The sequence below is a fragment of the Clostridia bacterium genome, from assembly GCA_026414765.1.
Lineage (GTDB): Bacteria > Bacillota > Clostridia > Acetivibrionales > DSM-27016 > SKW86.
Window position 1 is genome coordinate 211,596 of sequence record JAOAIJ010000042.1, and the last position, 24,304, is coordinate 235,899.

Below are 24,304 nucleotides of genomic sequence, written 5' to 3' on the forward strand. Positions count from 1 at the left end.
TTTCACTTAATGTTATCATAGCCTTGGTATGACTGCAATACAAAGCTTAAGTCAAGTGTATATTCATACATTCAGGGTAACAAAGAAAAAGTCCTGACAGAGTGTGTGATCTATCAAGGCTAAGTACTTAACTTTAATAAGTGTGCTCAGGTAGATAAATTAATACTTATTCAAAGTATTGTAACTCAACTTTTATCTTCATTTCTTCTTGTATACATAAAATTACCCATAAATTTGATAGTAGTATGAATATACCAGCAAAACTTATTAATATACTCTTACCTCCCTCAAAATAGCTATTTATACTATAGACTAAATCTTTACATATAACCATAGCCAAAAAAATCATAAAAGTAAAATGTAGATATGCAAGTTTACGTAATCTAATTTCTCTATAAGGGATCAATAATAAGACTCCAAATACTATATATTGAATATTACTTATTAATCGCTCCCGAAACTTTGGTATTTGCTGGATTTCATCAGCATGAAAAAAAACAAATAAATCTCCAAAAGAAATAATGATAAAAAACACCTCAACTACAATACCTATAATTCTAATGAATGTCGAAAAATAATTTTTCATAAAATACTCATCCTTATATTTTCAAATATAACTTATTAGCTAGTAAACCCTTTTTTATTTGTCTTTTTTCCTTTGCTTCATGAATTTTACTCCAGTTTGGCGCTTTCTTTGGTTCTGCTGGCTTTAATCCCTTAATATAAGTAGTAAATTGCTCACTAGCTGACCGAGCTTTTCTTTCTGTCCCCCAAATATCTTCCCATACTGTATATCCATTGTCCGAAAATACATCTCCAAAATTCGCACCTGCAGGGTTACTTGGCAAATCCTCATATGAAAATGCACTGTTCTTGTTTTTAAATATATCCTTAATCCCATTTCCAAGCCCAAGTAATTTTACATTTGATGAATCTAATAGCCAACTATTAGCCAAGCCTTTTACGAGTGGTCGGAAGAGGCAAGGAAGAAACGAGAGTTGTGTATAAATGGGAGTATGACGCTGGAGGAATTTCAGACGTGGCTTGACGATTTAGATTTACACCATTTAGCAAATATTGGTTGATTTAAAATAGTAAATCAATTATAATTATATTCAAGAATTAAGAAGGAGTATTACTTAAAGCATGAGAATACGCTAATTCAGCAAAAATTGAGAGGTTTTGTTCAGAGGCAAATATGCCTCTAATTGTGCTGGATTAGTTTAAGTGACAAAGTATATAGAATAGTATCTATCTCATTTTTCATTTAATCTTTCCAGCTTTTGCAAAGGAGAGATTTATGCTTATCTTTGAAGCAATAAATATAAAAAAGTATTATGGTGACCAATTAATCCTATCGTTTGATTCATTTAAAATACACAGTGGTAATAAAATTGGAATTGTGGGACAAAATGGCGCAGGAAAAACCACATTACTCAATATTTTGGCGGGGGAAACCGACCCGAACGAAGGTATTGTTAGAAGACTATGCCAATTCGCATATATCAGGCAGTTTTCTGATGAAAACATAGAAGCAAATACTCAAATTCTTAAAGAATTTGGTATCATTAATCAAATTGACCATCAAATAGTAAGTGGAGGTGAATTTACAAGGCTAAAAGTTGCAGAAGCTTTAAGCAGAAACAGCATTTTATTATTTGCAGATGAGCCTACATCAAACCTTGATTATGAAGGAATTGATTTAGTAAAGAACAAGCTTCTTGAAGTTGATACCTTACTTTTAGTCAGCCATGATAGAGATCTGCTTGACACTTTGTGCAACAAGATCGTTGAGATTAAGTATGGAAAATTATTTTTTTATAATGGCAACTATTCATCCTACCAAAAACAAAAACAGATGGAAACTGAACGTGAATGGCGGGAATATGAGCAATATAAAACTGAAAAAATAAAACTGGAAAAAGTCTTTGAGAAAAAAATTATTGAAGCTGCAAACATAGCAAAAAAGCCAAAAAACCCCACTAGAATTTGTAGTGATACTCCATGTGCGCGCTCAAGAGGGTCTAGCCAAAAAAACATGGAAAGGGCAGCAAAAGCTGTTCTCTCAAGAATAAAGAGACTTAATGTGAAGCAAAAACCCAAAGAACTACTAAGCATTAATCTAGATTTTTCACTTACCGATCCACCTCAAAATAAGATTGTAATATCTTGCAAAGATTTGAGCTTTAGTTATAATAAAAATGTAATATTTAATAACGCTAGTTTTAAGGTATATAACGGTGAAAAGATAGCTTTATTGGGTAATAATGGAACGGGGAAAACGACGTTATTGAATCTAATAAATAACTTAGACCAAAGAATATACTTAGTTCCGAAATTAGCAATTGGGTACTTCCATCAGGATTTGAAAAACCTTGATTATAACAAAACTGTCCTAGAAAACGTAATGCAAGACAGTATACAAAGTGAGAGCATCATAAGAACAGTTTTAGCTAGATTATTAATTTGTGGAGATAATGTTTATAAGAAAGTTGAAGTATTAAGTGGTGGAGAAAGGATAAAAGTATCATTTGCAAAAATAATGTTGTCAAAGGCTAACATTTTATTACTTGACGAACCAACAAATTATCTTGATATAACTTCCATAAGAGCTTTGCAAAATGTTCTCTGTGATTATGATGGAACCGTATTATTCGTCTCTCATGATAAATCTTTTGTTGATGCTATAGCCAATAGATTACTTATACTACGAAACAACCAGATTCACGAATTTGAAGGAAATTTAAAAAAGTATGAAGAAAGCATACAATTTACTAAGAATACCAATTTGGAAACTCAGAAATTAGTTTTACAAATTCGATTAACTAAGGTAGTTTCAAAGTTGTCTTTACGAAATGCTGATAAAGAAACACTTGAAAAGGAATATCAGAATATTCTTGCACAATTAAAGAGCCTATAGTTTGAAAATATTATACATCTAGGATAATATCACCATGAGAATACCTAGATGTAAAATATATATCATTCTTACGCCTTAACTAACAAATTTTAGCTGAATATCTACAGAAAACAAATAAAGCGTATAAAATCCCCGATTAATAGAATATTTCGGTGTGGCGGAGCAATCAATACGCAATTGTGTCATGCTAAAATTGAGGCGCCCTGTTGCTGGGTGAGTCATTAACTAATGACCTCCTATGGGTTTATTTACACTACGATGTAGCGTATAAATCCATTATAGCCAAAAACTTTTGGTGGCTCACCCTGCATGAAGGTGGCACAACTCAAGCGGATTAGTGGCTCTAAGTCAGCATATTATTCAAATTCAAGATATAGCATTTAAATTTTTTCTAACTTCTTTGACTCTACGTATTCAATCAATGATTGAATAGTTGGGAAGGCTGTAAATAATAACATATCAACATCGAATTCAATTTCAAATACGTTTTCTAATGCTACTATTATCTTAATAAATGTTATTGAATCAACTCCTACGCTAGATAAATCTGTGCCACAATGTAAATCAATGGTAAATTTTTCATCCAAATTAGACTTTATTACCTCAAACGCTTGTCGCTGGATCTCTGAAAAATCTGATAACAGTTTAGATTTTTTATTACGTGTAATAAGTATATTTTTACCCAATCTATTACGATCAACCTTTCCGTTTTGTGTATAAATGAATTCCTTTATTCTCGTAAATTTCGATGGAATCATATACATCGGCAATTTTTGTGATAAGTAATCTTTTATTTGAACTATGTTGAGGTCAACATCACTTATATAGAAAGCTTCCAGCATCTTATCTGATTCATTTATTACTGTTACTTTAACTATTGACTGCGATATTCCTTTAAATTGATTGATAACAGCTTCAATTTCTTCAAGCTCTATCCTATGCCCGCGAATCTTAACCTGATTATCTACCCGTCCAATGTATAAAAGATTCCCATCATCCAACTCTTTAACAAAATCACCGGTTTTATATATTTTCTGGTTTTGCGCAAACGGGTTTGGGACAAACTTTTTTTGTGTCATCTCTGTATCATTCAAATAACCAATAGCCAGGCACTGTCCGAAAATGCATAACTCGCCTTTTTGGCCTTGTTGTACTCTAGACATTTCTTCGTCTAAAATGTAAAGCCAAACATTATTTATAGGTTTACCTATCGGAATTTCTTCATAATTGGTTTTTCGTTGTATGACATAGTGAAGGGTATCATCAGAACATTCACTTTGTCCATAAGCATTAATAAGCTGAATCGCATAAAGCTGATAGAACATATTTACAATTTCCGGATCTACTTTTTCTCCTGTTAAAATAATATATTTCAAATTCTTTAGTTCAATTTTTTTCATTCCTCCTTGAATAAGCATTAAGTAAGCAAGCAAAAATTGCGGTATCAGGGAAACTACCTCTACTGAATCCTTTTCTATCCTTTGGAATAAAGTATATGCATTTTGCAGAATATCTTCATTGTATATGACTAATTTAGCTCCGGTTGTAAGTGGAGTTAGAATCTGCCAAATAGTCGCCACAAATCCAATGCTGAAACTCTGACATAATATGCTGCTTTCATTAATATAAAGCAGTGTTCGTTTAGCTTCCATATGGTTTATTATACCGCTGTGGGACAGCATAACACCTTTTGGGTTTCCAGTTGAACCAGATGTATAAATGCAAAATGCTGGGTCATGACCATAAATTGTGCAATTATGCTGTGACAACGTTTCATGGGTGAATGTATTCTCAAGTGTTATAAAAATTTGTTGGTCTGCCGGCAATGATTTGACCGGTATCTCACTATACAATAAACTTTTAGCGTTACTATGGGTAATAATTTGCATTACTCTCATCTCTGGAGAGCGAATATCAATTGGCAGGCATACTGCTCCAATGTTCAAAACTGCAAGCATCGCTACAACTGTTTCAATAGAATTTTTCATATAAATCGCTACGATATCCTGTTTGCAAATTCCCTTCTCAATTAATTTGACGGAAATATGACTAACAGAATCCTGTAATTCATTATATGACATAGTCTTATTGCCATTCTGTATAGCAATTTTATCCTTGCATACCAATACTTGCTGCCTAAATAATGAATATATATCATTCATAAAATATCATTTACCTTCTTGTACTATATTATTTTTATCATCAACAAGCACTACTACTGGCTTGTATCCAGACTCAACCTGGTTAAAGTATTTATAGGACATTATTATAATTTTATCTTTAATATTAACAAGTTTTGCGGCAGCACCATTAACACAGATTGTATTTGGCACCTTAGTCTTAATTACATAAGTTTCAAAACGTGCGCCATTTGCGATATCAGCAACCAAAACTTTTTCGTATTCAAGAATATTAGCACGTAGCATTAATTCCTCTGAAATTGTTATAGAGCCTTCATAATCAACGTTTGCATCTGTTATTGTCGCTCTATGAATTTTTGATTTCAACACTTCAATCATAATAGTTGTACTCCTTCCGCTAAACCTCTAATGCATAAGATGTTAAAATTTTACCCAATTTACGTTACACTAGTTACAATATTTAAATCTATTATTTTTATACTTTTACACTTCTTCCGTACTATACCATTGTTCTTGTGAACTGAACATTTTCGCATAAAGTCCATTTGATGCCATCAACTCTTTATGGGTACCAATCTCAGCAAGTTTTCCTTTATCCATCACAATTATCCGATCAGCTAACTTAACTGAGCCTAACCGATGTGTAACAATAATAGCAGTCTTTTCCCTGGAAATTTTCGCAAAATGATTATATATGCTATATTCCTCTAGCGGATCGATTGCCGATGTCGGCTCATCCAACACTACTAAATCATGATTCCGGTACAATCCCCTAGCTATTGCTACTCTCTGCCATTCACCCCCTGAAAGGTCAACTCCATCAAACTCTCTTGAAAGCATTGTGTCATACCCCATGGGAAAGGTTTCCTGTTTCTTGTCTAGTCCCGACATTTCTATGATTGCATCCAGTTGGGATTCATCTGTAGAAGCTGATATTTGACTAATAGTAATATTCTCCTTTAACGTCATCTGATATTTCTGGAATTTTTGGAATACTGCAGAAACATCTGCAAACAGAGATTTCATAGAATAATCTTTTGTGTTTGCATCACCAATTAATATGTCCCCTTTGTCAGGCAAATACAGGCCTAACAGCAATCGAACAAGGGTGGTCTTACCTGATCCATTTTCTCCTACGATAGCAATGGTTTCTCCATTGTTGATTGAAAAACTCACATTATCTAGGGCATATGTTTCTGATACCGGATATTTGAAAGATATATTTTCAATGTGTATATCTACATTTTTTGAAATGGGAGTGTTTTTACCTTCCCGTTCAGGCAGATCCATAAGTGAAAGAAAGTTTTGTATGGTTGTAAAATTCTTGGATATCCTGGCGCAATGACCGCACACCACCTCGTCCATAATAGAAAACAATGCCGCAATAGAGTTGAAAACTGCAGCAAAAGCACCTGCGCTGATTTCGCCCTTCATCAAATAATAAAATAACAAGTACAATATCATTAGGTACCCAATCAATGTGAGCAATTTCATTGCCAACTCATACAAGTTTGTTTTGACATCAGCCTGTATCCTAAGTTTGTTGATTAGTCTAAGAGTGTCAGTAAAAAGCACCTGAAAGAACGGAAAAGCACCCAACATCCTTGTTTCTTTAAAATACTCACGCCCTACGATGCATGATTCATAGTACTCATTTTCACGCCTTACAGGCGCTGCTTTATCCTCGAATTTCGAAAACACTTTTGAGCGTATCAACTGTGTAGAAGCAGTTGGCACGAAAACAATAATGATAGAAACTGACAGGATTGGTTTTAGATGAAACAGATATACTGCCATAAATACAAAGTAAGGTATGTAAAAACAGACTACGACAAAGAATGTTAAGATAAACCAAACTGCATTATTTTTTCCCTGTTCCGCCTTGTTGATATGATTCAGTATCTCGGTTTTCTCATAATCTATAGGGAGTAATTTCCCGATTTTTTTATGTATTTTTGATGTCAGCTTGCCATTTACTTTTTCAGCAAACATATTGGGAAGCAAGTTACTAGCAAAGTTGACCACCTGACTGAGAAAGTTTATCAATACCAATAGCAAAAGTGCTTGAATAGCAATACTGCTACCCAGATTTTTTTGCACCATTTGAGTGGCGGAATCAAAAAAGCGCTGCATGAACATGGTATTGACACCCCACGACAAGCCAAGTAATATGGAAGAAAGCTGAGCACAAACAAATAAGAGCGGAGCAGCCTTAAATATTATAGGCAATAATTTCATCAATATGGAAAATATGTTAAGCTTTTTATCAGTGCCACTCAAATATACCATCCCCTTTGCTTTTCAAACATTTCGGCATACAAGCCGTTTTTTCTCATCAACTCGTCATGTGTACCTTGTTCAGCAACCATACCATCGTCAATGACCAGAATCTCATCTGCTAGTTTTGCTGCACCCAACCGGTGTGTGATAAATATAGTCAATTGTCCTGTGCTTATCTGACTGAAGTTTTGATAGATGTTGCTCTCCGCTATAGGGTCCAGTGCGGCTGTAGGCTCATCCAGTATCCGTACAGGAGCATCGCTAACAAGAGTCCTAGCCATGGCTATCCTTTGCCATTCTCCGCCCGAAAGATCCACCCCGTTTTCTTTGATCTTCCCTAGGGGAGATTGTATTCCGTCGAGCAGCTTTTCTGTCAAGTAGCCCAACCCGATCGATTCAAGAGCTGAACCAATCCTTTCTTTGTTGCTGCCTGCAATATTACCAAGCCTTACATTATCAAAAAGTGATATGCTATATTTTGCAAAGTCCTGATACACTATTGAAAAAATGGCTTTTAACTGTGCTGCCGTATAGGTTTTTATGTCTTTATTACCAATCAGTATCTGACCCTCATACTCTCCATACAATCCGGTCAGCAATTTTGTTATAGTAGTTTTACCAGCACCATTTTTACCCACAAAGGCATATTGCTTTTTGGGATTGAGTTTCATTGAAAAATTTCTTAAAACATATTTGTCTATGCATGGGTATTTGAATGACACATTTTTAAACTCGATTGTAGGAGTTATCGTTTTCAATACACTGATATCCGGTATATCGAGTACACCCGGCTGCTCAGACATAAAACTGAAATTGCTCAAATCTTTTAAGTATTCCATCTGATTTGCAAGATCATTTGTCACAGAGGAAAGTTCCCAGGATGTCATCTGGACTAAATTGAAGGCGGCAGTGATAAGCGCGATAAAAAATCCAATTGAGATCGTTCCCACATTGAGCGGCGGAATAAGAACACCAGCTATTAAAAACGAAACTAATACTGTGATGAGCCCGGCGCCTTTCATTTTAAGCAGTTCTTTCGCCTGTACCTTCAAAACGATCTTTCGGGCTATTTCAAATTTATCATACCATTTCTCATCTATATCATCGGTGTAGGAAAATAGGCTTCGTTCTTCAACATAATCGCGCTCAGTCAAGACATCATTCATATATCCAGCCCGTCTTTGATGGATTGATGCTTTTTTAAAACCATCGTAATTTGCTTTACCACTTTTTACAGAAATATAAAAAATGGGTACTGAAAATGAGACTACGATAACTGCAGCCCACCAAACCTGTAAAGTCAATATAATGATATATGATGAAATATTGATGATCATATTGATCATATGCATAAGGATGTTTAACCCTCTGGATATCCGTTCAGCAGGATTGTTGCAAACTCGGGCTATAAGTTCCCAATCGTCATTGTTTTCAATATGATGATATTCTAGAAGTGCTCTTTTTTGCATGATTGCACTTTGATATTGTTCTGTAAGCTTAGCTGTAAGTTTTATATCAATAAAGTTAATCAGAACCTTGTCTATATTCTGATATGCAATAATACCTATTAGCATAAAAAGAGGCAGATAAATGTCATTGAATTGCCGTTTGTTATTGAATATGGAAAAAGCGGTATCAATGAAATTTGCCGTAAACACAATCTGTAATGAGGGTATAAATGCCGTAATAATCCGGTCTATAATTTTTATTGATGCACTGGTAGGTGAAACGACAAATGGTATCCTTACCAAATCTAAAAGGTTGAACTTTTTGCTTTGGATCTTCATATAGTTTTCTCCTTGTATAGTGGTCCATAAGTATTTTAGTCTGATAAGCCTACACTCCGTTTAATAATCATGTAAGACTTAGATATCTCTAAACATCTCTAAATATCTCTATTAGTTATAACTATATATCATGCCTTAATAAATCTTGACAATAGTTTAGCTCTTTTCATAGTAATACATTTTCTGCATATAAAATCCTTATCAGGTTCTTTCTTGCCAAAAACATATTGTCTCAAAGATATGGCTTTTTCCGTCAACAGTATGTCCTCAATCTCTCCATCGGCAATGTTGCCTAAAACATAATTCTGATGGTAGTCATTATAGCATAGGTAACATTCCCCATTGACAGATACATTCAGCCAATTCAATATCCAGTTGCATCCTCCATATAATTTACCATTTATATTAACATTTTGACAATAACGATTATCTAGAAGACCTGCACGGTCGAAAGTCTCCCAACTGTTGATTTTATTAAATTTTTCTTTAAATCTTTGCTGTATATGAGGTAAATTGTGTTCTAATTCCTTTTTTGTTCCCTGAATAGAAAAAGTGACAGGTAAACCGATACCCAATGCATAGTCAATATTTCTCAATACCTTGTCCAGGTTACTATATCTAGTCATTTTTTCAAATTCATCCTGTACCACACTGGGTAGATTAAAACATACAAACGCCAGCACATCAGTTTCTTTAAGATAATTCATCATATCTTTGGATAAATTACTTCCATTGGTATGCAGCCTCAATTTTAAATCAGTCGTTGTGAGGTATTTGACCCGTTCAAGAAAAAACTTGTCAAGGGTAGGTTCATTACAAAAACAAAAAGTAACATTTTTTATGGTTTTATGCCTAACGGCCTTATCGATGGTTTGTTTGAACAAATCCATGGACATTTTTTTTGGAGGCTTTGGCTGTGTGCTTACAGGACAATACTCACAGCGCCAATTACAATGAGCACATATTTCTATTTCAACATTTTCGATATTAGTAAGTTTCCAAGTATCCTCTATAGAAATTATGAGCTTATTATTGATCAAGTAGTCAATGTCTTTTTTGCTAGAACAATTTATTAATTGGTTGTAATCTTTTGGTGTATGACAGTCTTTTAATATGGACAAATATCTGATATCGTGATCCTTATTATACAGGAAGTCCCTTACCATACTTTTGTTTTTATTGAAAATATCCTTGAGCACCATCAGGTATGGAGATGTTTGTAACAACATATTCGCTCCCTCTTATATTCCATTTATTTATTGAAATACTTTTCTCCTGGTAAGATATTGGTAAAGCCTTTCAAACAGTTCAGGTTTATTGAAGCTAAGATATGCAACCAGCTTTATAGAAAGCAAACATAATTTTTGATTTACAACACAAAAAGCCCGATCAGGCTCCTTTATATCCGAATTCTTCAAGTACGAGTTGTAATAACAATCACCACCGCAGATGATATTTGCCCAACAGTTTTTACATGCCGAACGGTTAAAGATGAGCATATCATAGAATGCGTCAACCTTTTTTTCATCTACACCATCAAAAATATTACCTAGCTTGAATTCTGCCTTTCCGACAAAACTATCACAGGGATAAATATCTCCATTAGCTGCGAAACTGAGCTTGTTGCGTCCAGCCATGCATCGGTATACTGCTGCGTCCCGGAGAATTAGCCTGATTATGATCTTACCCATGTAATCATTGCCATTTAAAATCATTTTAAGATAAGAGATATCGTTTTCTTCCTGTACTTTCCGGATTAGAAAATCAACCAATTCAGTATACAATCCAATAAAATGCTCGGTATTTTTATGATTTAACGCAAAGTTATTTTCTTCTGAGGATCTTACTATTTTCATCTGGATATTTCTTACCCCCAGATTTTTATGATGTTCCATTATCTCTACTAGGCTCTTGGTCTGCGCAGTGACAACAGTAAGCATCCAAACATCACGGAAGTAGTTATTATAGCTGGTGTTATGGATGATATTTGAGAGGTGATTGAGAACCTGGTCATAGGAGCTTTTGTTATCAGAAAAAACCCTGAACATGTCATTGACGTCTTTAGGACCGTCCAGACTAACTCCCAAACCAATATTATGTTTATTCAAATAATAGGCTTTTTCATTATTTAGAAGAATCCCGTTACTACATACCCATATATCAAGTGATTTGCCATGTTCCTTAAAAACGGTATCACCTATTCTTCTGGCTTCCTTTATCATGTCGAAATTCAGTAGCGGTTCTCCGCCACTGACAAAATCAAGCCTGAACTGCTCACACGATTGGAAGTCATTGTAACACAGCACAAAACGATATATTTGTTCAATCATGGAACTATCCATAACAGGATTTAGGCCATCATAATTCTCCCCCGACTCAGCAAAACAATATTTACAAGCCAAGTTGCACTTATGGATGGTGGGGAATGAAAAATATGCTTTTTTATAATTCTTCATTATTTCACAGCTGAGGTTAATATCAGAAATCATCAGCTTATTTTCGAGCAAGGTAGATATATCTTCATAAATTGGCTCCAAGCTGCTTTTTTTTATGTCATCTAGACTCCTAACAGGTTCTTCGTGATTTAAATAATGCTCCAAACAGTTATGTATTTCTTCATCCATCTGGATAAACAGTAAATTGTAATAATCGAATATAAAATGCTGATCATTTACTTGCATGGTAAAAAAATGATTTTTCATATCCTGTATCTTTCCTTATCCTTTTATACTTTTTACAAGGCAGCTATACAAATGGAACTCACTTTCTAAAATATTCAGGTAAAATCTATCAAGTTTAATTCTGTCGATATGCATTTTCGCTATATTTGTCTTTAATAAAAAAGTGAGAAATATATTCCACTTGGTAATATTATTGTCCATGAAATATAGTATATCGTTATACGCTTTTCCAAGATGCTGTCCTAAGCTTTTGAAATAATGAAAAAAAAGTATCTTTTCCCGGTAATACATATACAAGCTTTTATGGAGAAATCCAATGTTTGTGGAACCATTAGCGGAAATATCATCATTCAACCAGTTCTTCAACCGCATCAAGCCTTCTATCCCTCTAAAACCATAAGTAACATCTTTTCCGAAAAAATTCGAAATTGCCCTATCCATGGTTATTTTCACGATATTGGCAACATTCTCAAATGAAGGTACTGTATGTAATACGCTCCACACATTATTTATGGCATATCCCGAGAAGGGATTTTCCTCGGATGGATTGGCTGATGACCAACTATCAAAAAAATCCTTATAGGATAAAGTTCCTTGATACTTGTCCTGATCATAATAATCCACTATATAGAGCTGCTTTTGGCTGTCATCATACCCACCGATTATAAGTGCATGTGATGCGTGATGCTTCAAATAATAGTTTTTTTTGTATGGTAAATAAAAAACATCAGTAGAAGCGATGACAGGAACGCCACAGTCAATCTTGTGAATAATATCCGGAAAATTGTGCGCACTGGTTTTGATTTTTGGATCATGCGTAGTAAAACAATCCATAAATATATCCAGCAAAGGATTTTTGTTAAACCAAATCGCATACCCCGATGATAATTTCTCTTTTATAATAACGTGCATACAGGGAGCACAGTTTAAATAAGCAAGCGCATGATCCACTTTATGATAATTCAATAACTGCTTGACACAATTTTTCAAACAGAAATACCTGAAGTTTTCATTATATTCAAAAGTGCTTTTGAACAAGCTCTCAATAATCATGGTTGTTATTTTACATTTTCTATGAATTTTATCACATCATTGACTGTTTTTAGTGACGCTATTTTTTCTTCCTCAAAATCTACATCAAATTCGATTTCTAACTGGGTGACCAAATCAACGATGTCAATTGAAGAAAGTCCTAAAGTAACAGCCTCATTCTCACCACTTGCTTCCCTAAGAAACTCATTACCTGTCAACTCCACTTCCTGGCCGATTATTTCCTTGATAATATTCTGCATAGTTTTCATTTTTTCGCTCATTTTGATTCCTCCTTCATAACCATTTTTTAACTCTATTTTTTATTACTGATTCACATAACAGGCTCAACTGTTTACAACCAAACTGCTCAACATACTGGTCCCGAACTTTTGCGCACAGGCTGATACAGACAGGTAAATACTTACATGCATAGCACTTTTCTTTTACCTCAGGGCAGTAGGACATCCAGTCCAAAAATGTCTGATTTGTCGTAATGCCTTCTTCGGTACTGCCTATTTTATATGACTCATCACCCATTTCTACAGGACACTTGTACATATTACCCCTTGGATCAATAGCAAAATCGAAGTTCCGTTGTGCATTGCATATGGACAGATATGGTTTCAGCCCTCCCCAATAACAGTTTTTATACTTGTCCGAGCTTGAAAGCATCTTTGCAAAGGTTTTGCTTTCCAGTATCTTTGTTGTACAACTGCTGTTGCAGTACATGCGCGGAGAAAGTGTGAACTGCAGGTTGTTGGAACCGATATCTCTGAGCGAATCGATTAGGTCATCAATTGAATGATAGTTGTCCTGGTCGATCACCATCCTGACAACGATATCTAATGCGCCGACCGTCAGAGCCAAATTGTCTTTTATACAATCAAAGGTCTCCCCGCCATCCTTTGTTTTTCTTCTCCTATTGTGTATCTCCGCCGGGCCGTCAAGCGTCACCACAATTTTTTGAAGGCCTGCCTTTTTCAATTTCCCAATTGTCGCTTCATCCAGTAATGACCCATTTGTAATGACAGTCGAATAGACCGGTACGGAGGTACGGTTTCTCAACCTTGACTCAAGGTATATTATTGTATCAACCGCAGTCAAGGGTTCGCCGCCGCCGCCCCATGTGATGTTAATTTGTTCGGCATTCCTGCTCAGCGATAGAAGGAATGCAAGGACGGAGTTGGCGGTCTTCTTGTCCATCCTGTCCTGGTTGGCATGGTTTGCAAAGCAGTAATCGCAGCTGAAATTACAGACCATGGATGGTATGAGGAATATGTTCAGTATTCGGGAATTGTATCTGGCCGCATTGTATGAATAGCTTATAAGCTGTTTCTCATCAATGCCGGCATCGACAATGAACCCACACCGTATAAGCTGGGCCTGGATATCCTGATCCATTTCATCTATTTGCTCCCAATCAAAACCCTTGTCTAGCAAAAAGTTATCGGTGATGGTATTGTAGATGAAATCCCGGCCTTCAACACCTATTTTTACATTGAACTTTGAAATCTTCAACTCTGCTTTTCCCATAACACCCAACCTTCAATATCTATAATATCCAGTGATTGATAAAAGCTTTTCTTATTATACGGTGACATTCCGTAAAAGTGCGGATATCCTTTTTCATACATCAGTCCCGAGATTTTTTGCAGCAGGGCTGTACCAATATTTCTGTTTCTGTAATCCTCCCTGATATAGATAAGATTGAGAAATCCGGCATTTTGATATATTGTTGCGACAAGGACACCTATCAACTGCCCCGCCGATTTTGCACAGAGAGTGACAGTGTCATCCATAAGCCACTGCTTCTTATCTCCAAGCTTTGGATTTTTCTTCTGCCTGATAAATACTTCCTGTATATCCCCTATAAATTCCTGCGAATCAGTAAGTTCAGCGATTGTGATGTCCTCGTTCACTGAGTACTCAAGCTTTTGGGGTTGAAACTGATAAAAAAATCCGACATCAACCTTTTTGCATTTCAAGTACTGATTCAGTTTGATTTTATTACTGCACAGGTAGAGGTTCGATCTGTTATATATGATATTCAGCAAGTCTGTGTGTTGGTCCAGTTGATTGCTTTTGCATACCAAGTTGGATTTTTTGTTTTTCTCATCACCTGTCATCAATACAAAAATGTTTTTATCCTCGGACACATATATTTCATTCTCATAGGGCAAAGAAACTTCCCGGATGGCAGCACATGAAGAAATGCCAAAACAATCCAGCAAGCCGGATTTTTCAATCATCCTTTCAGTCATCTGCAACCTCCACATATTCAATACACATTTTATAGGCAATGCGTATCAATTTATTAATCAACATACTGAATGTTTTCTCCTTATCTATAGTAGCGTGTTTTTCCTGAGAACTGTCTTTTTTCCGAATACGCCCTACCATGTTTGACAATTTCCCGATATATACCATAATGCAACCATATAACCGGTATCTGAATGTATCCATATTCAAACAGGTGTTTTTAAATTCGGCACAAACCATTTTACCAAGGATATTGTCAGTGTCTATCCACTTGCACTTTGTCCAGAGATTACAGTTATCCCCCCGTTCCAATACCCTGTTATTATTCTTTTTGATACACCGATGCACACTCACACCGTAATCATCATAGAATGCGATTACATCCCCATTATGAATATCATCCAAATGATTAAACTCAATGTAGATATTCGTATTGCTCCGCAGGAGTGGGGACATACTGGAGCCTGTTGTCATCAAATCAATTACTTCTTTTTTATCTTTTGCCTCTTTTAAGGCAACTTGTCTATATTTAAAATCTTGTGTTAGCAAACTATCACCTCATAATCATAGATGTTACCGGGTTAACATCTATGCTAAATGATCTAGCAGCCCTGCCAGCAGTTAGAACACATATGTACAGGCTGTACTAAACCTAAAATATCTCTTTTTGAACCAGCATTAACGATGATTGGTTTCACTTTTTTAGCTTTGTTTTTCATATTATCCCTCCTTTCTTGTCTATTGATTATTGGTTAATATATTAATAACCCGGCATATTAATATCGCAAGTTATACTATCGCTAGCTTTGCCATAATAAATGTTTAAACCAGTGCTTTCTCAGCTCGCAATAATAATCAGTAACATTAATTTCTTTATGATCTAAATACGAAAGAACCATGCAGCCACCACCGCACATATGCCGCCATATACATGATGCACATTCAGGTATGATATTGATGCGTTCACGGCTGTTTTTACGCATCATACACATCATGTCGCTTTCTAGGGCTTCCTTTAGTGTCATGTTCCTTATATTCCCGATCTTGAAATATTCATCGCAGCAAATTTCGCACGGGTAGATGGTTCCGTCGGAGGTGATATGGATATTCCCTGCGAGAGGGCAACAATCCCATCTGTAGCCAACACGGTTTATATCCAGCATGGAAGGCAGATCCCCAAGGATTTGGATTCTCTTTGACAGTTTCTTTAATAATACCTGGAAGTCAAAGAGCTGATGATGATCTAGTCGCAGACTACTCTTGTTCTTATCACCTCTGCCCTGCGGGGTGTATGTACAGACATGAATTGCACGTATACCCAGTTCCCTGCATTGTTCTACATAGTCTTCAAACGTGTGGACATTCAACTTTGTAGGCGTAAAGGACAGTCTCACCCTGCATCCAACCTCAACAAGATTGCAGATGCCCTCCATAGTTTTGTCAAATGTATGCTCACCACGGATTTTTTCATGGATCTCTTTGTCAAAAGACTCAAGGCTAACCTGCACAGTCGTTCTTCTGGCTTTTTTAATTTCTCTGGCTGTACCGATATCTACAAGTGTTGCATTTGTTAACAGCGAGCATCGGTAGCCCTCTTCAGAAAATTTGTGAAGCAGGGGTATAACATCAGGGCGCATGAGTGGTTCTCCGCCACTCAACGCCACTATGGAAGGAGGAGAGAGCTGATGTACGATATCTATTATCTCATCTGTCGTAAGTTCGTTCTTCTGTATATCGGCGGCACTCAAATAGCAATGCTTGCACCGCAGATTGCATTGTGACGTTGTTTCTAAGAAAATACCACCGATTTTTAGCTCTTTATTTGTCTGCTCGCCACATGTTTTTTCATCGGTAACAATAAAGCTTTCTTTCAAGTTCTGTAAAAGCTCTAGGGCTACTCCAATATCATCCGTCTCATATCCGATGCCTTTCAACAGCAAAGAAATCTCTTCACCTGTCAGCACCCTATCTCTGGGAAACAGATTCAAGATGTCAAGGCCATCGGTATCAAGAACCGCCCAACCTACCGGATCAGCAGATACAACCAATACCCTGTCTTCTTGTTCCTTATTCTTGAACACCTGCATTTCTGAAGAAATAAAAAACGTTTCTTTTTTCATCTTATCACCACTCTAAATTAGAATTTTTCATGTTATGTACATTATTACTGTATTTTTTCAGTACAGTATCATCCCAAACCTGCATCTCTATATAATAGGGAATCTTTTTTTCACCAAAATTCCACCCGCATCTATCTATAACTTCATCAATTTCATAAATGGTATAAACTTTCCTTTTTGTAAAATGGTCATCTTTGCGCTTGAAGGCATGGAATGAATCACAGTAAGTAAATGTAATGGTCTTGGGATCAAACTCCGAAATAGGTATTTCCACAAAATTCCAATCAACGAACAACTCTCCTATGAAGTCATTTCTCCCAACTGTAAAATAAAACGCATTATTGCGTCTGGGTAGCCCTCCTTTTTTTATAAACATAGCTCTCATGTTTCTCTCGATCATTAATCTTTGCTTCATATAATACAGACGTTCAACTTCCGTTTTCATATTTTTGTGGTTTATCAGAATGGCATCTTGGTAAGGAATTTCTAAAATGCATGCGCAAGGACCATATTCCTTTTCATAATAATGGTAAGCATATAAGTCATTTATTTTCATAATTTGTACTTTCATTCCTCTATAGAAATACCTAAATCACTTGTTTTCTCATAGTAAATATTTATTGTAAATCATAAACGCAACATAATTTTTCAATTATTCTATATATGTAATTTTTCGATGTTATGAAAAAGATATCGTGCAACCATTATCATTTCTTTGGATTCTTTTCTTCTTAATAATGAGGTATTTAAATCTTTTATACGAATACGATCAAGAGCGTCTGCATCTTTAAATAAATCTAAAAGATATAGAGCGCTATCAATATCTGTAATTTGATAGTAGGTCACCACTTTTTTTGCATCGTCGTCTATGCTGTGATTCTCTATTATATATCTTACTATTCTAATAGTCTGTATTTGCTCGCCTTTTAATAATTCAAATTTTTCAACTTTTCTCCAACTACTCTTACCATGAGATTTATAATTTCCATCAAATTTTCGTCCTATATCATGGTATATAGATGCTAATGACAAAATGGATTTATTAATATCAGATTGATCACCAGATAAATACAATAAGCAATTGCTAAGTAACAATACTCTTTTCGCATGACATATCCCATGAATACCATTAGGATCTTTAAATAAACATAGATGTATTCTATCCATGAACGCCTTAATATACAGGTTATTTGCCAATACATTATTCAAAACTATAGGACAATCCTCTTCCATTGATTCCCTCACATAATAGACAAGATATGAGCATATATTACAAAATGTTTTAAAATTTATAAATTACACTGCTACCACTACACACGACAAGTTATTAAGTTATATACAACATTCTAGTAATCATCTGGAGTACTATACTATTTCATTTGTCTTTAACACAATCTCCAAAGCTACAATAATCCGCCTCATATCACCAAAACACATACGTTTTATTTCCGCGTGCCTTTTATGCCTGTCAATCTTCTTTATTACGCTTTTCCGGCCCTGCAACAGCCCAGAAGTAACAACTACCTTATCCCCTGCTATAAATCCTTCTGAATCTTCTACAATATAGTCGTCATTACAGAATCCTAACAGAAAACTCTTCTCATCATTGCGCAATTTCATATAGCTAATATTTTCACTTCCAAGTATTTTAAATATGCACTTTGAAAACCTCACATATTATATGTAAGATTTGCAAATGATCTTTCCTATAAAATTGAATCAGTGAAAACATATCCTGGAAACATTGGTTTAAGAAATTCTGAAGTAACCTTTGAATTCTTGAAAATCATTTTGACTTGGGGAATAAATGCTACAGACTCATCTTTATCAAATAACTTATTTAAAAAATTGCAGGCTGTTTGTTCACTACCCACTTTTACATTAAATACATACCAATTACTCATCAAACTCCTCCTCAAGACACAGCTTCGCTCATTCATTTATTTTAAAAATAAACTACGAGAGTATTTACTGTATTTTCCTTATCATCAGCTAACGAGGCTAAGCTACGATTATTGAACGATAAGTGCTTGTAAGAAGCTTGATATTATCAAACATTTGAACAATGTCATGTTTGGTAATCATATCATTTTCATATTAGCAGAAAATGTAACATATTTCAATAATTCTCTGGATATATTTTCTTTTTTTTGAATATGGTCTCTTTTTTATGCTATTAGCGACAAAAAAAGACTACATTCCAAGGATTTTTTGGACATAGCCTTATATACCGATTTATTGCTGTTTACCATATTTCTATCTGTACCTAGTAATAAACTTACCTATCCCCGGATCATAGTACCTCGCCCTCAAATAAATCGTGCCTGTTTCCTTATCGAAGTACTCCCCGCAATACCTGAACACGTTGGTATCATTCTGGTCAAGGTTCTTTTCATTATCAAAGGCATCATAATCGTAACTCTTGATAACATTTCCATCTGTTCCAGTTAATCGTACCACATCACCATGAGCATTGAAAAGCATGTACTTCCTGTTATTTCCTGTCCCATCTCACTATAGACTAAATTGCAGTTTAAGGCTGTCTAGTTTGGTGTACGATAGTATCTTTGGATACCACCATTTAAGAGATATACATAGTATCACCCTGAAGCAGGCTATTTTACAGCTGTTCAGGGTGATTTATACTGTGTATTATTGTTCAAGGATGTTCAAATTGTTAATTGGGTCAGGTTGCTCAATTGATATCATGTATGGCAAGGCTGGTATTCTGTACTATGTAAGGCTTCTGGCTATTATGTCCGATGTGATACCCTTGGTCTATTTTGTTTCCCAATATCATTCCCGGCGCGACATTTTCCTTTATTCTTCAATGCCTTTTACCATTTTTATGGATACCTTTACTCACTATTATTGATATATGTCCCCTGCAATGTCTCCACCTCTTTGCTTTTATATGCATCAACCACTTATCAACTGTAGTTTCTATAAATGTAAGCGCTAAATAAAACGGCGCATAACATTTTAGCCATCTATATGGGATAATATCTCCAAAAATATCTTTAGACTTTTTAGAGTTTTTCAACATCTGGTCAAAAAAGTCTGAACTGGCTAAAGGAGGCCATCCCAAATGGACAAAATCACAGACGCCAAAGCCGAATTCCGGCTAAGGCAGTGGACTCAAATCATCCAGACATGTCAGACTAGCGGCATGACAGTAGCGGGCTGGTGCAGGCAGAATAATATTAATCCAAAAACATATTACTACTGGCTCCGCAGGATTCGCTCCAAAGCATGTGAATCGAGAGAAATCATAACCCACGCCAATAACCAGCCGATTGTACCTGTGGCGTTCAAGCAAACAATGGTATCGGCAGCTATCACTATCCACTTGACTTCTGTTTCCGTTGATATTCATAACGGAGCTTCCAGGGATACAATTGAGGCCGTTATGGCAGCTTTGAAAAACATATGTTAGGCGATATATCCAGAGCAGAAGATATTTACATTGTCTGTGGATATTCCGACATGCGCAAGTCAATCGACGGATTTGCTGCTATTATAAAGGGAACCTTTGGTATGGATCCATTCTCTCCAAGTTTGTTTTTGTTCTGTGGAAAAAGAAGAGATCGGCTCAAAGCCCTCTACTGGGAGGGTGATGGTTTTGTCCTGCTATACAAGCGTCTGGAAAACGGGAGTTTTAAATGGCCCCGTACACCGGAACAGGTAAGGCAGCTTACCCAGCAGGAATTCCGGTGGCTTATGGAAGGGCTGACAATCGATCAGCCGAAGGCTATCCGTGGAGCGAAACCAGGTGAAATCTACTGATAGAAAAAATGCCTAAAAACCTTCATTTTACTGTATTTTAGCTGGATTTCCCAATCGATATATGGTACAATATATGTATGCAAAAGATCGATTTTACAGGGCTTTCGCCAGATCAAACTGAATATGTTTCCTCTCTGGAAAAGACGGTGGAAAACCAACAGATTCGTATTGAATAACTCACAGAGCTTCTTGCCAAATTACAAAAAGCTGTATATGGTCAATCCAGCGAAAAGCGGCGTTATGTTTTTGGTGAAGAAAGCGATCAGATTTCTCTTTTCAATGAAGCGGAAGTTGAAGCCGGAAACAAGGCCGAAGAGCCTACTGTACAGACCATAGTGGCGGCATATGCCAGAAAACCCAAGCGAACCAAGGAAGAACTGGCTGAGTCGGTACCCGTGGTGGAGGTTGTTTGTGACCTGGATGAAGACAAACGTACCTGCGGTATATGTAATGCGGAACTTCGGTATTTGGGCAAAGAACATGTTCGGGATGAACTGGAGATCATACCTGCTCAAGTACGTTTGTTGAGGTATATCCGCTTTAATTACGTATGTACAGTGTGCGAAGATGAAACAGGAGATGCCAACATTGTCAAAGCTCTGGTTCCAGCACCAGTGATGAAGCGTAGTCTTGCTTCTGCGTCAACCGTAGCCTACGTCATGTATCAGAAATATGCAAATGGAATGCCTTTATACCGGCAGGAAAAAGACTGGGCCAACCAAGGAGTGACACTTTCCAGAGCCACTCTGGCCAACTGGATTATACGACCAAGCCACGAATGGCTGGAGCCGATGTACAATACCATCAAGAAGAATCTGATTACCGAACCGCTGATCCATGTGGATGAAAGCGTCTTACAAGTTTTAAAAGAGCCCGGCCGTAAAGCAACAACAGAATCACGAATGTGGGTCTACACTTCAGGTCGAAGTCCGACTCCAGCTATTTTATTTGAATACCAGCCGACACGATCCGGACAACACGCCCGAAGGTTTCTGGAGGGTTTTTCAGGTTACCTTCAAACAGATGGCTATAGTGGCTATAATGCAGTACCTGATGTCATACATTGTGGATGTTGGGCTCATTTGCAGCGCAAATTTGAAGAGGCAATCCCTGACGGAGTTGATGCAAAAAGTTCCAAGGCGGCTATTGGATATGATTATTGCAATCGTTTATTTGACATGGAAAAGAAATGGGTGGAATTATCTGCTGAAGAGCGGCATGAAGAGCGGCGAAAGCACGCAAGACCTCTGCTTGATGAGTTCTGGCAATGGGTATTACTTTTAAATCCGCTGCAAAACTCCAGTTTGGGAAAAGCAGTTACATATGCATCAAATCAAAAGGAGCCGTTGAGCAATTTTCTGATGGATGGGCGTATTGAAATTTCAAACAATAGAGCTGAAAACGCCATCCGTCCTTATGTTACAGGCAGGAAGAACTGGTTATTCGCCGACACAGCCCGCGGTGCCAAAGCCAGTGCCATTGTCTACAGCATGATTGAGTCTGCGAAAGCTAATCATCTCAATCCATATATGTACTTAGTGTATTTATTGTCCAAGCTTCCAAGCATAAAGGAATTAACTCACGAATCTATGACACCTTTTCTACCATGGTCGCCTGACTTGCCATCTTGGTGTCGTAATAATTCAACCAAGGCACCCCAAGATTAAGCGCTTACCTTACATTCAGGAATTTGGCATATAAACTGGGAGCCTCCGGCAATTTAGTAAAGAAAAAGCCCTGACAGAGTACTCTATCAAGGCTATAGTTATTCATTTACTTGAAATCCCTACTTGAAAGATAAAATCTTGGCGGAAAGAGTCTAGGTATACTATCAGCTCTTTTTATTGGATACACAATATCCCAGCTATCTGCAATAAGTAACTTCTCAGAATCATTCTCTTCGGTAGGATTATCATTTTTAACAAGCCGACCTCTTATTACAAATGTATTTGTTTCATAAAGCATTATTTCTTCACTTAATTCTTGGTCTGGTGATTTACCAGTAATTGATATAAATTCATTTTCACCAATAGAGATTACCTTTTTATCATTATATCCAACTACCATCCACCTAGCACCTGTTACTTGAGTATACTCACATATTACAGTCACCTTCCCGTAAGGCACTCCACTACTTGTTTCTCCTTTGGAAGTATTAAAAGTTGCTAACTTTACTGGTTTTCCTGAAAGGGCTAATAAAGTAACCCCTCTTATAAGCAAGACAACTAATAGAATAACAACTATCTTATTGATTTTCATAAATTTACCTCACGTTATATTTTAACTTGGACTTTAACTTGGTACCAAAGTAAGCTTAATCATAAATTCCACTGTAAAACGTTCTCCATTTAACTCCTGGGTTTGCAACAGGATAGTTCAAAGACCCGTTTTTATCAAAGTTAATTCCTTTTTTTCTCCTTAAGTAGTCTTTAAACTTCCATAACAATCCGTAGCCATCATTAATAAGATTATAGTTTGTTTTACCGTCTACTACTGCACTAGCCGTTCCACCAACCCAATTTACCCAGTATTGTGCGAAGCTCTTATTGCCACCAGTACCCGTATTACACGAATAAAACTTAGTAAATACATCACTAGCAAAAGCATTTTTGTTTAAATCCATTATATCTAGTGTATCAAAATTCATCTTACCTAGACCATAGTCTAGTGCTATATATCCTTTTTTCGCATGACTAAAGAAAGTAATATCTGTAATTTTATTTTCAGTCTTATTTCTATCCTTGCCGTCATTTATGTAACTCACTAAATCATCTTCATTTTCTATAAGCTTTAATTGAATACCTAAGTCATCTGCTGTTTGTTGTATCAATTCTATATCCTTATCACTATACCCGTAATTTACCAATAACCATGTGATATCAGTTTCTCCATTCTCTTGCCAATCTTTAGCTTGTTTTATAGCAGGTTCTATAAAGTTTCGGGCTGCATAGTTATCATTATGGTTACCACTTATTATGATTGCTTCCAATCCAAAAGGGTCAATAAACATAATAGGATTGTTATTGGAATATGTGTACCAGTTCAACCCTGCCCCAATTGGGTCTTCAGGTATAAACCTACCTATCCCCGGGTTATAGTACCTCGCCCTCAAATAAATCGTCCCTGTTTCCTTATCGAAGTATTCCCCGCAATACCTGAACACATTGGTATCATTCTGGTCAAGGTTCTTTTCATTACCAAAGGCATCATAATCGTAACTCTTGATAACATTTCCATCTGTTCCAGTTAATTGTACCACATCACCATGAGCATTGAAAAGCATGTACTTCCTGTTATT

At 36.2% G+C, this 24,304-nt stretch carries 24 protein-coding genes and 1 pseudogene; 4 read left to right on the plus strand and 21 right to left on the minus strand.

Annotated features, from left to right (window positions below):
* Positions 1–166: 166 nt before the first annotated feature.
* Positions 167–586 (minus strand): hypothetical protein, encoded by a 420-nt coding sequence (locus N3I35_16075; protein MCX8131597.1) that lies wholly within the window; start codon positions 584–586, stop codon positions 167–169.
* A 13-nt stretch (positions 587–599) separates the two neighbouring features.
* Positions 600–956: a hypothetical protein gene (locus tag N3I35_16080; protein ID MCX8131598.1), complete on the minus strand. Its 357-nt coding sequence runs from the start codon at positions 954–956 to the stop codon at positions 600–602.
* A 344-nt stretch (positions 957–1,300) separates the two neighbouring features.
* On the opposite strand from N3I35_16080, the gene abc-f reads away from it, so the two are divergent.
* Positions 1,301–2,920: an ABC-F type ribosomal protection protein gene (gene abc-f / locus N3I35_16085; GenBank protein MCX8131599.1), complete on the plus strand. Its 1,620-nt coding sequence runs from the start codon at positions 1,301–1,303 to the stop codon at positions 2,918–2,920.
* Positions 2,921–3,300: 380 nt separating this feature from the next.
* On the opposite strand, the gene N3I35_16090 is transcribed toward abc-f, so the two are convergent.
* The 17 genes from N3I35_16090 to N3I35_16170 form a co-directional block, all read right to left on the minus strand.
* Positions 3,301–5,082, minus strand: coding sequence for a non-ribosomal peptide synthetase (locus tag N3I35_16090; protein ID MCX8131600.1), 1,782 nt, complete (start codon positions 5,080–5,082; stop codon positions 3,301–3,303).
* A 6-nt stretch (positions 5,083–5,088) separates the two neighbouring features.
* On the minus strand, positions 5,089–5,442 hold the full coding sequence (locus N3I35_16095; protein ID MCX8131601.1) for an aspartate 1-decarboxylase: 354 nt from the start codon (positions 5,440–5,442) through the stop codon (positions 5,089–5,091).
* A gap of 102 nt (positions 5,443–5,544) precedes the next feature.
* Entirely contained in the window at positions 5,545–7,341 is a 1,797-nt protein-coding gene (locus N3I35_16100) for an ABC transporter ATP-binding protein/permease (protein MCX8131602.1), read from the minus strand.
* Complete coding sequence (locus N3I35_16105) at positions 7,338–9,128, minus strand: ABC transporter ATP-binding protein/permease (GenBank protein MCX8131603.1); 1,791 nt, start codon at positions 9,126–9,128, stop codon at positions 7,338–7,340. Before N3I35_16105 ends, N3I35_16100 begins: the two co-directional genes overlap by 4 nt.
* Before the next feature lie 128 nt (positions 9,129–9,256).
* Positions 9,257–10,357, minus strand: a complete 1,101-nt coding sequence (locus N3I35_16110) for a radical SAM protein (protein ID MCX8131604.1) — start codon at positions 10,355–10,357, stop codon at positions 9,257–9,259.
* A 27-nt stretch (positions 10,358–10,384) separates the two neighbouring features.
* The gene (locus tag N3I35_16115; GenBank protein MCX8131605.1) at positions 10,385–11,830 is read right to left on the minus strand and encodes a radical SAM protein; all 1,446 of its coding nucleotides are present in this window, start codon (positions 11,828–11,830) and stop codon (positions 10,385–10,387) included.
* A 15-nt stretch (positions 11,831–11,845) separates the two neighbouring features.
* The gene (locus tag N3I35_16120; GenBank protein ID MCX8131606.1) at positions 11,846–12,862 is read right to left on the minus strand and encodes a BtrH N-terminal domain-containing protein; all 1,017 of its coding nucleotides are present in this window, start codon (positions 12,860–12,862) and stop codon (positions 11,846–11,848) included.
* Positions 12,863–12,867: 5 nt separating this feature from the next.
* Entirely contained in the window at positions 12,868–13,122 is a 255-nt protein-coding gene (locus N3I35_16125; GenBank protein MCX8131607.1) for a phosphopantetheine-binding protein, read from the minus strand.
* Positions 13,123–13,135: 13 nt separating this feature from the next.
* On the minus strand, positions 13,136–14,374 hold the full coding sequence (locus N3I35_16130; GenBank protein ID MCX8131608.1) for a radical SAM protein: 1,239 nt from the start codon (positions 14,372–14,374) through the stop codon (positions 13,136–13,138).
* Complete coding sequence (locus N3I35_16135; protein ID MCX8131609.1) at positions 14,356–15,102, minus strand: GNAT family N-acetyltransferase; 747 nt, start codon at positions 15,100–15,102, stop codon at positions 14,356–14,358. Before N3I35_16135 ends, N3I35_16130 begins: the two co-directional genes overlap by 19 nt.
* The gene (locus N3I35_16140) at positions 15,095–15,649 is read right to left on the minus strand and encodes a S24/S26 family peptidase (GenBank protein MCX8131610.1); all 555 of its coding nucleotides are present in this window, start codon (positions 15,647–15,649) and stop codon (positions 15,095–15,097) included. The genes N3I35_16135 and N3I35_16140 overlap by 8 nt, the downstream gene beginning before the upstream one ends.
* Before the next feature lie 251 nt (positions 15,650–15,900).
* Positions 15,901–17,220, minus strand: a complete 1,320-nt coding sequence (locus N3I35_16145) for a radical SAM protein (protein MCX8131611.1) — start codon at positions 17,218–17,220, stop codon at positions 15,901–15,903.
* A 4-nt stretch (positions 17,221–17,224) separates the two neighbouring features.
* Positions 17,225–17,791 (minus strand): hypothetical protein, encoded by a 567-nt coding sequence (locus tag N3I35_16150; protein ID MCX8131612.1) that lies wholly within the window; start codon positions 17,789–17,791, stop codon positions 17,225–17,227.
* A gap of 86 nt (positions 17,792–17,877) precedes the next feature.
* Complete coding sequence (locus N3I35_16155) at positions 17,878–18,453, minus strand: HD domain-containing protein (GenBank protein MCX8131613.1); 576 nt, start codon at positions 18,451–18,453, stop codon at positions 17,878–17,880.
* A gap of 132 nt (positions 18,454–18,585) precedes the next feature.
* Positions 18,586–18,840 carry a hypothetical protein gene (locus N3I35_16160; GenBank protein MCX8131614.1) on the minus strand — a complete coding sequence of 85 codons (255 nt, stop codon included), beginning with the start codon at positions 18,838–18,840 and terminating at the stop codon, positions 18,586–18,588.
* Between the two features lie 86 nt (positions 18,841–18,926).
* The gene (locus tag N3I35_16165; GenBank protein ID MCX8131615.1) at positions 18,927–19,124 is read right to left on the minus strand and encodes a hypothetical protein; all 198 of its coding nucleotides are present in this window, start codon (positions 19,122–19,124) and stop codon (positions 18,927–18,929) included.
* Positions 19,125–19,476: 352 nt separating this feature from the next.
* Positions 19,477–19,680, minus strand: a complete 204-nt coding sequence (locus N3I35_16170; protein ID MCX8131616.1) for a hypothetical protein — start codon at positions 19,678–19,680, stop codon at positions 19,477–19,479.
* A gap of 628 nt (positions 19,681–20,308) precedes the next feature.
* Here N3I35_16170 and N3I35_16175 point away from each other — a divergent pair.
* The 3 genes and pseudogenes from N3I35_16175 to N3I35_16185 all read left to right on the plus strand — a co-directional run bounded on the left by N3I35_16175 (position 20,309) and on the right by N3I35_16185 (position 22,673).
* Positions 20,309–20,656, plus strand: a complete 348-nt coding sequence (locus tag N3I35_16175; protein ID MCX8131617.1) for an IS66 family insertion sequence element accessory protein TnpB — start codon at positions 20,309–20,311, stop codon at positions 20,654–20,656.
* Positions 20,650–21,006 carry an IS66 family insertion sequence element accessory protein TnpB gene (tnpB, locus tag N3I35_16180; protein ID MCX8131618.1) on the plus strand — a complete coding sequence of 119 codons (357 nt, stop codon included), beginning with the start codon at positions 20,650–20,652 and terminating at the stop codon, positions 21,004–21,006. The genes N3I35_16175 and tnpB overlap by 7 nt, the downstream gene beginning before the upstream one ends.
* Before the next feature lie 77 nt (positions 21,007–21,083).
* Positions 21,084–22,673, plus strand: a pseudogene (locus N3I35_16185) (IS66 family transposase).
* A gap of 106 nt (positions 22,674–22,779) precedes the next feature.
* Here N3I35_16185 and N3I35_16190 read toward each other — a convergent pair.
* Both N3I35_16190 and N3I35_16195 read right to left on the minus strand, forming a co-directional pair.
* The gene (locus N3I35_16190; protein ID MCX8131619.1) at positions 22,780–23,265 is read right to left on the minus strand and encodes a hypothetical protein; all 486 of its coding nucleotides are present in this window, start codon (positions 23,263–23,265) and stop codon (positions 22,780–22,782) included.
* 55 nt (positions 23,266–23,320) lie between these two features.
* A partial coding sequence (locus N3I35_16195; GenBank protein MCX8131620.1) for an RHS repeat-associated core domain-containing protein occupies positions 23,321–24,304 on the minus strand: 984 nt, incomplete at its 5' end.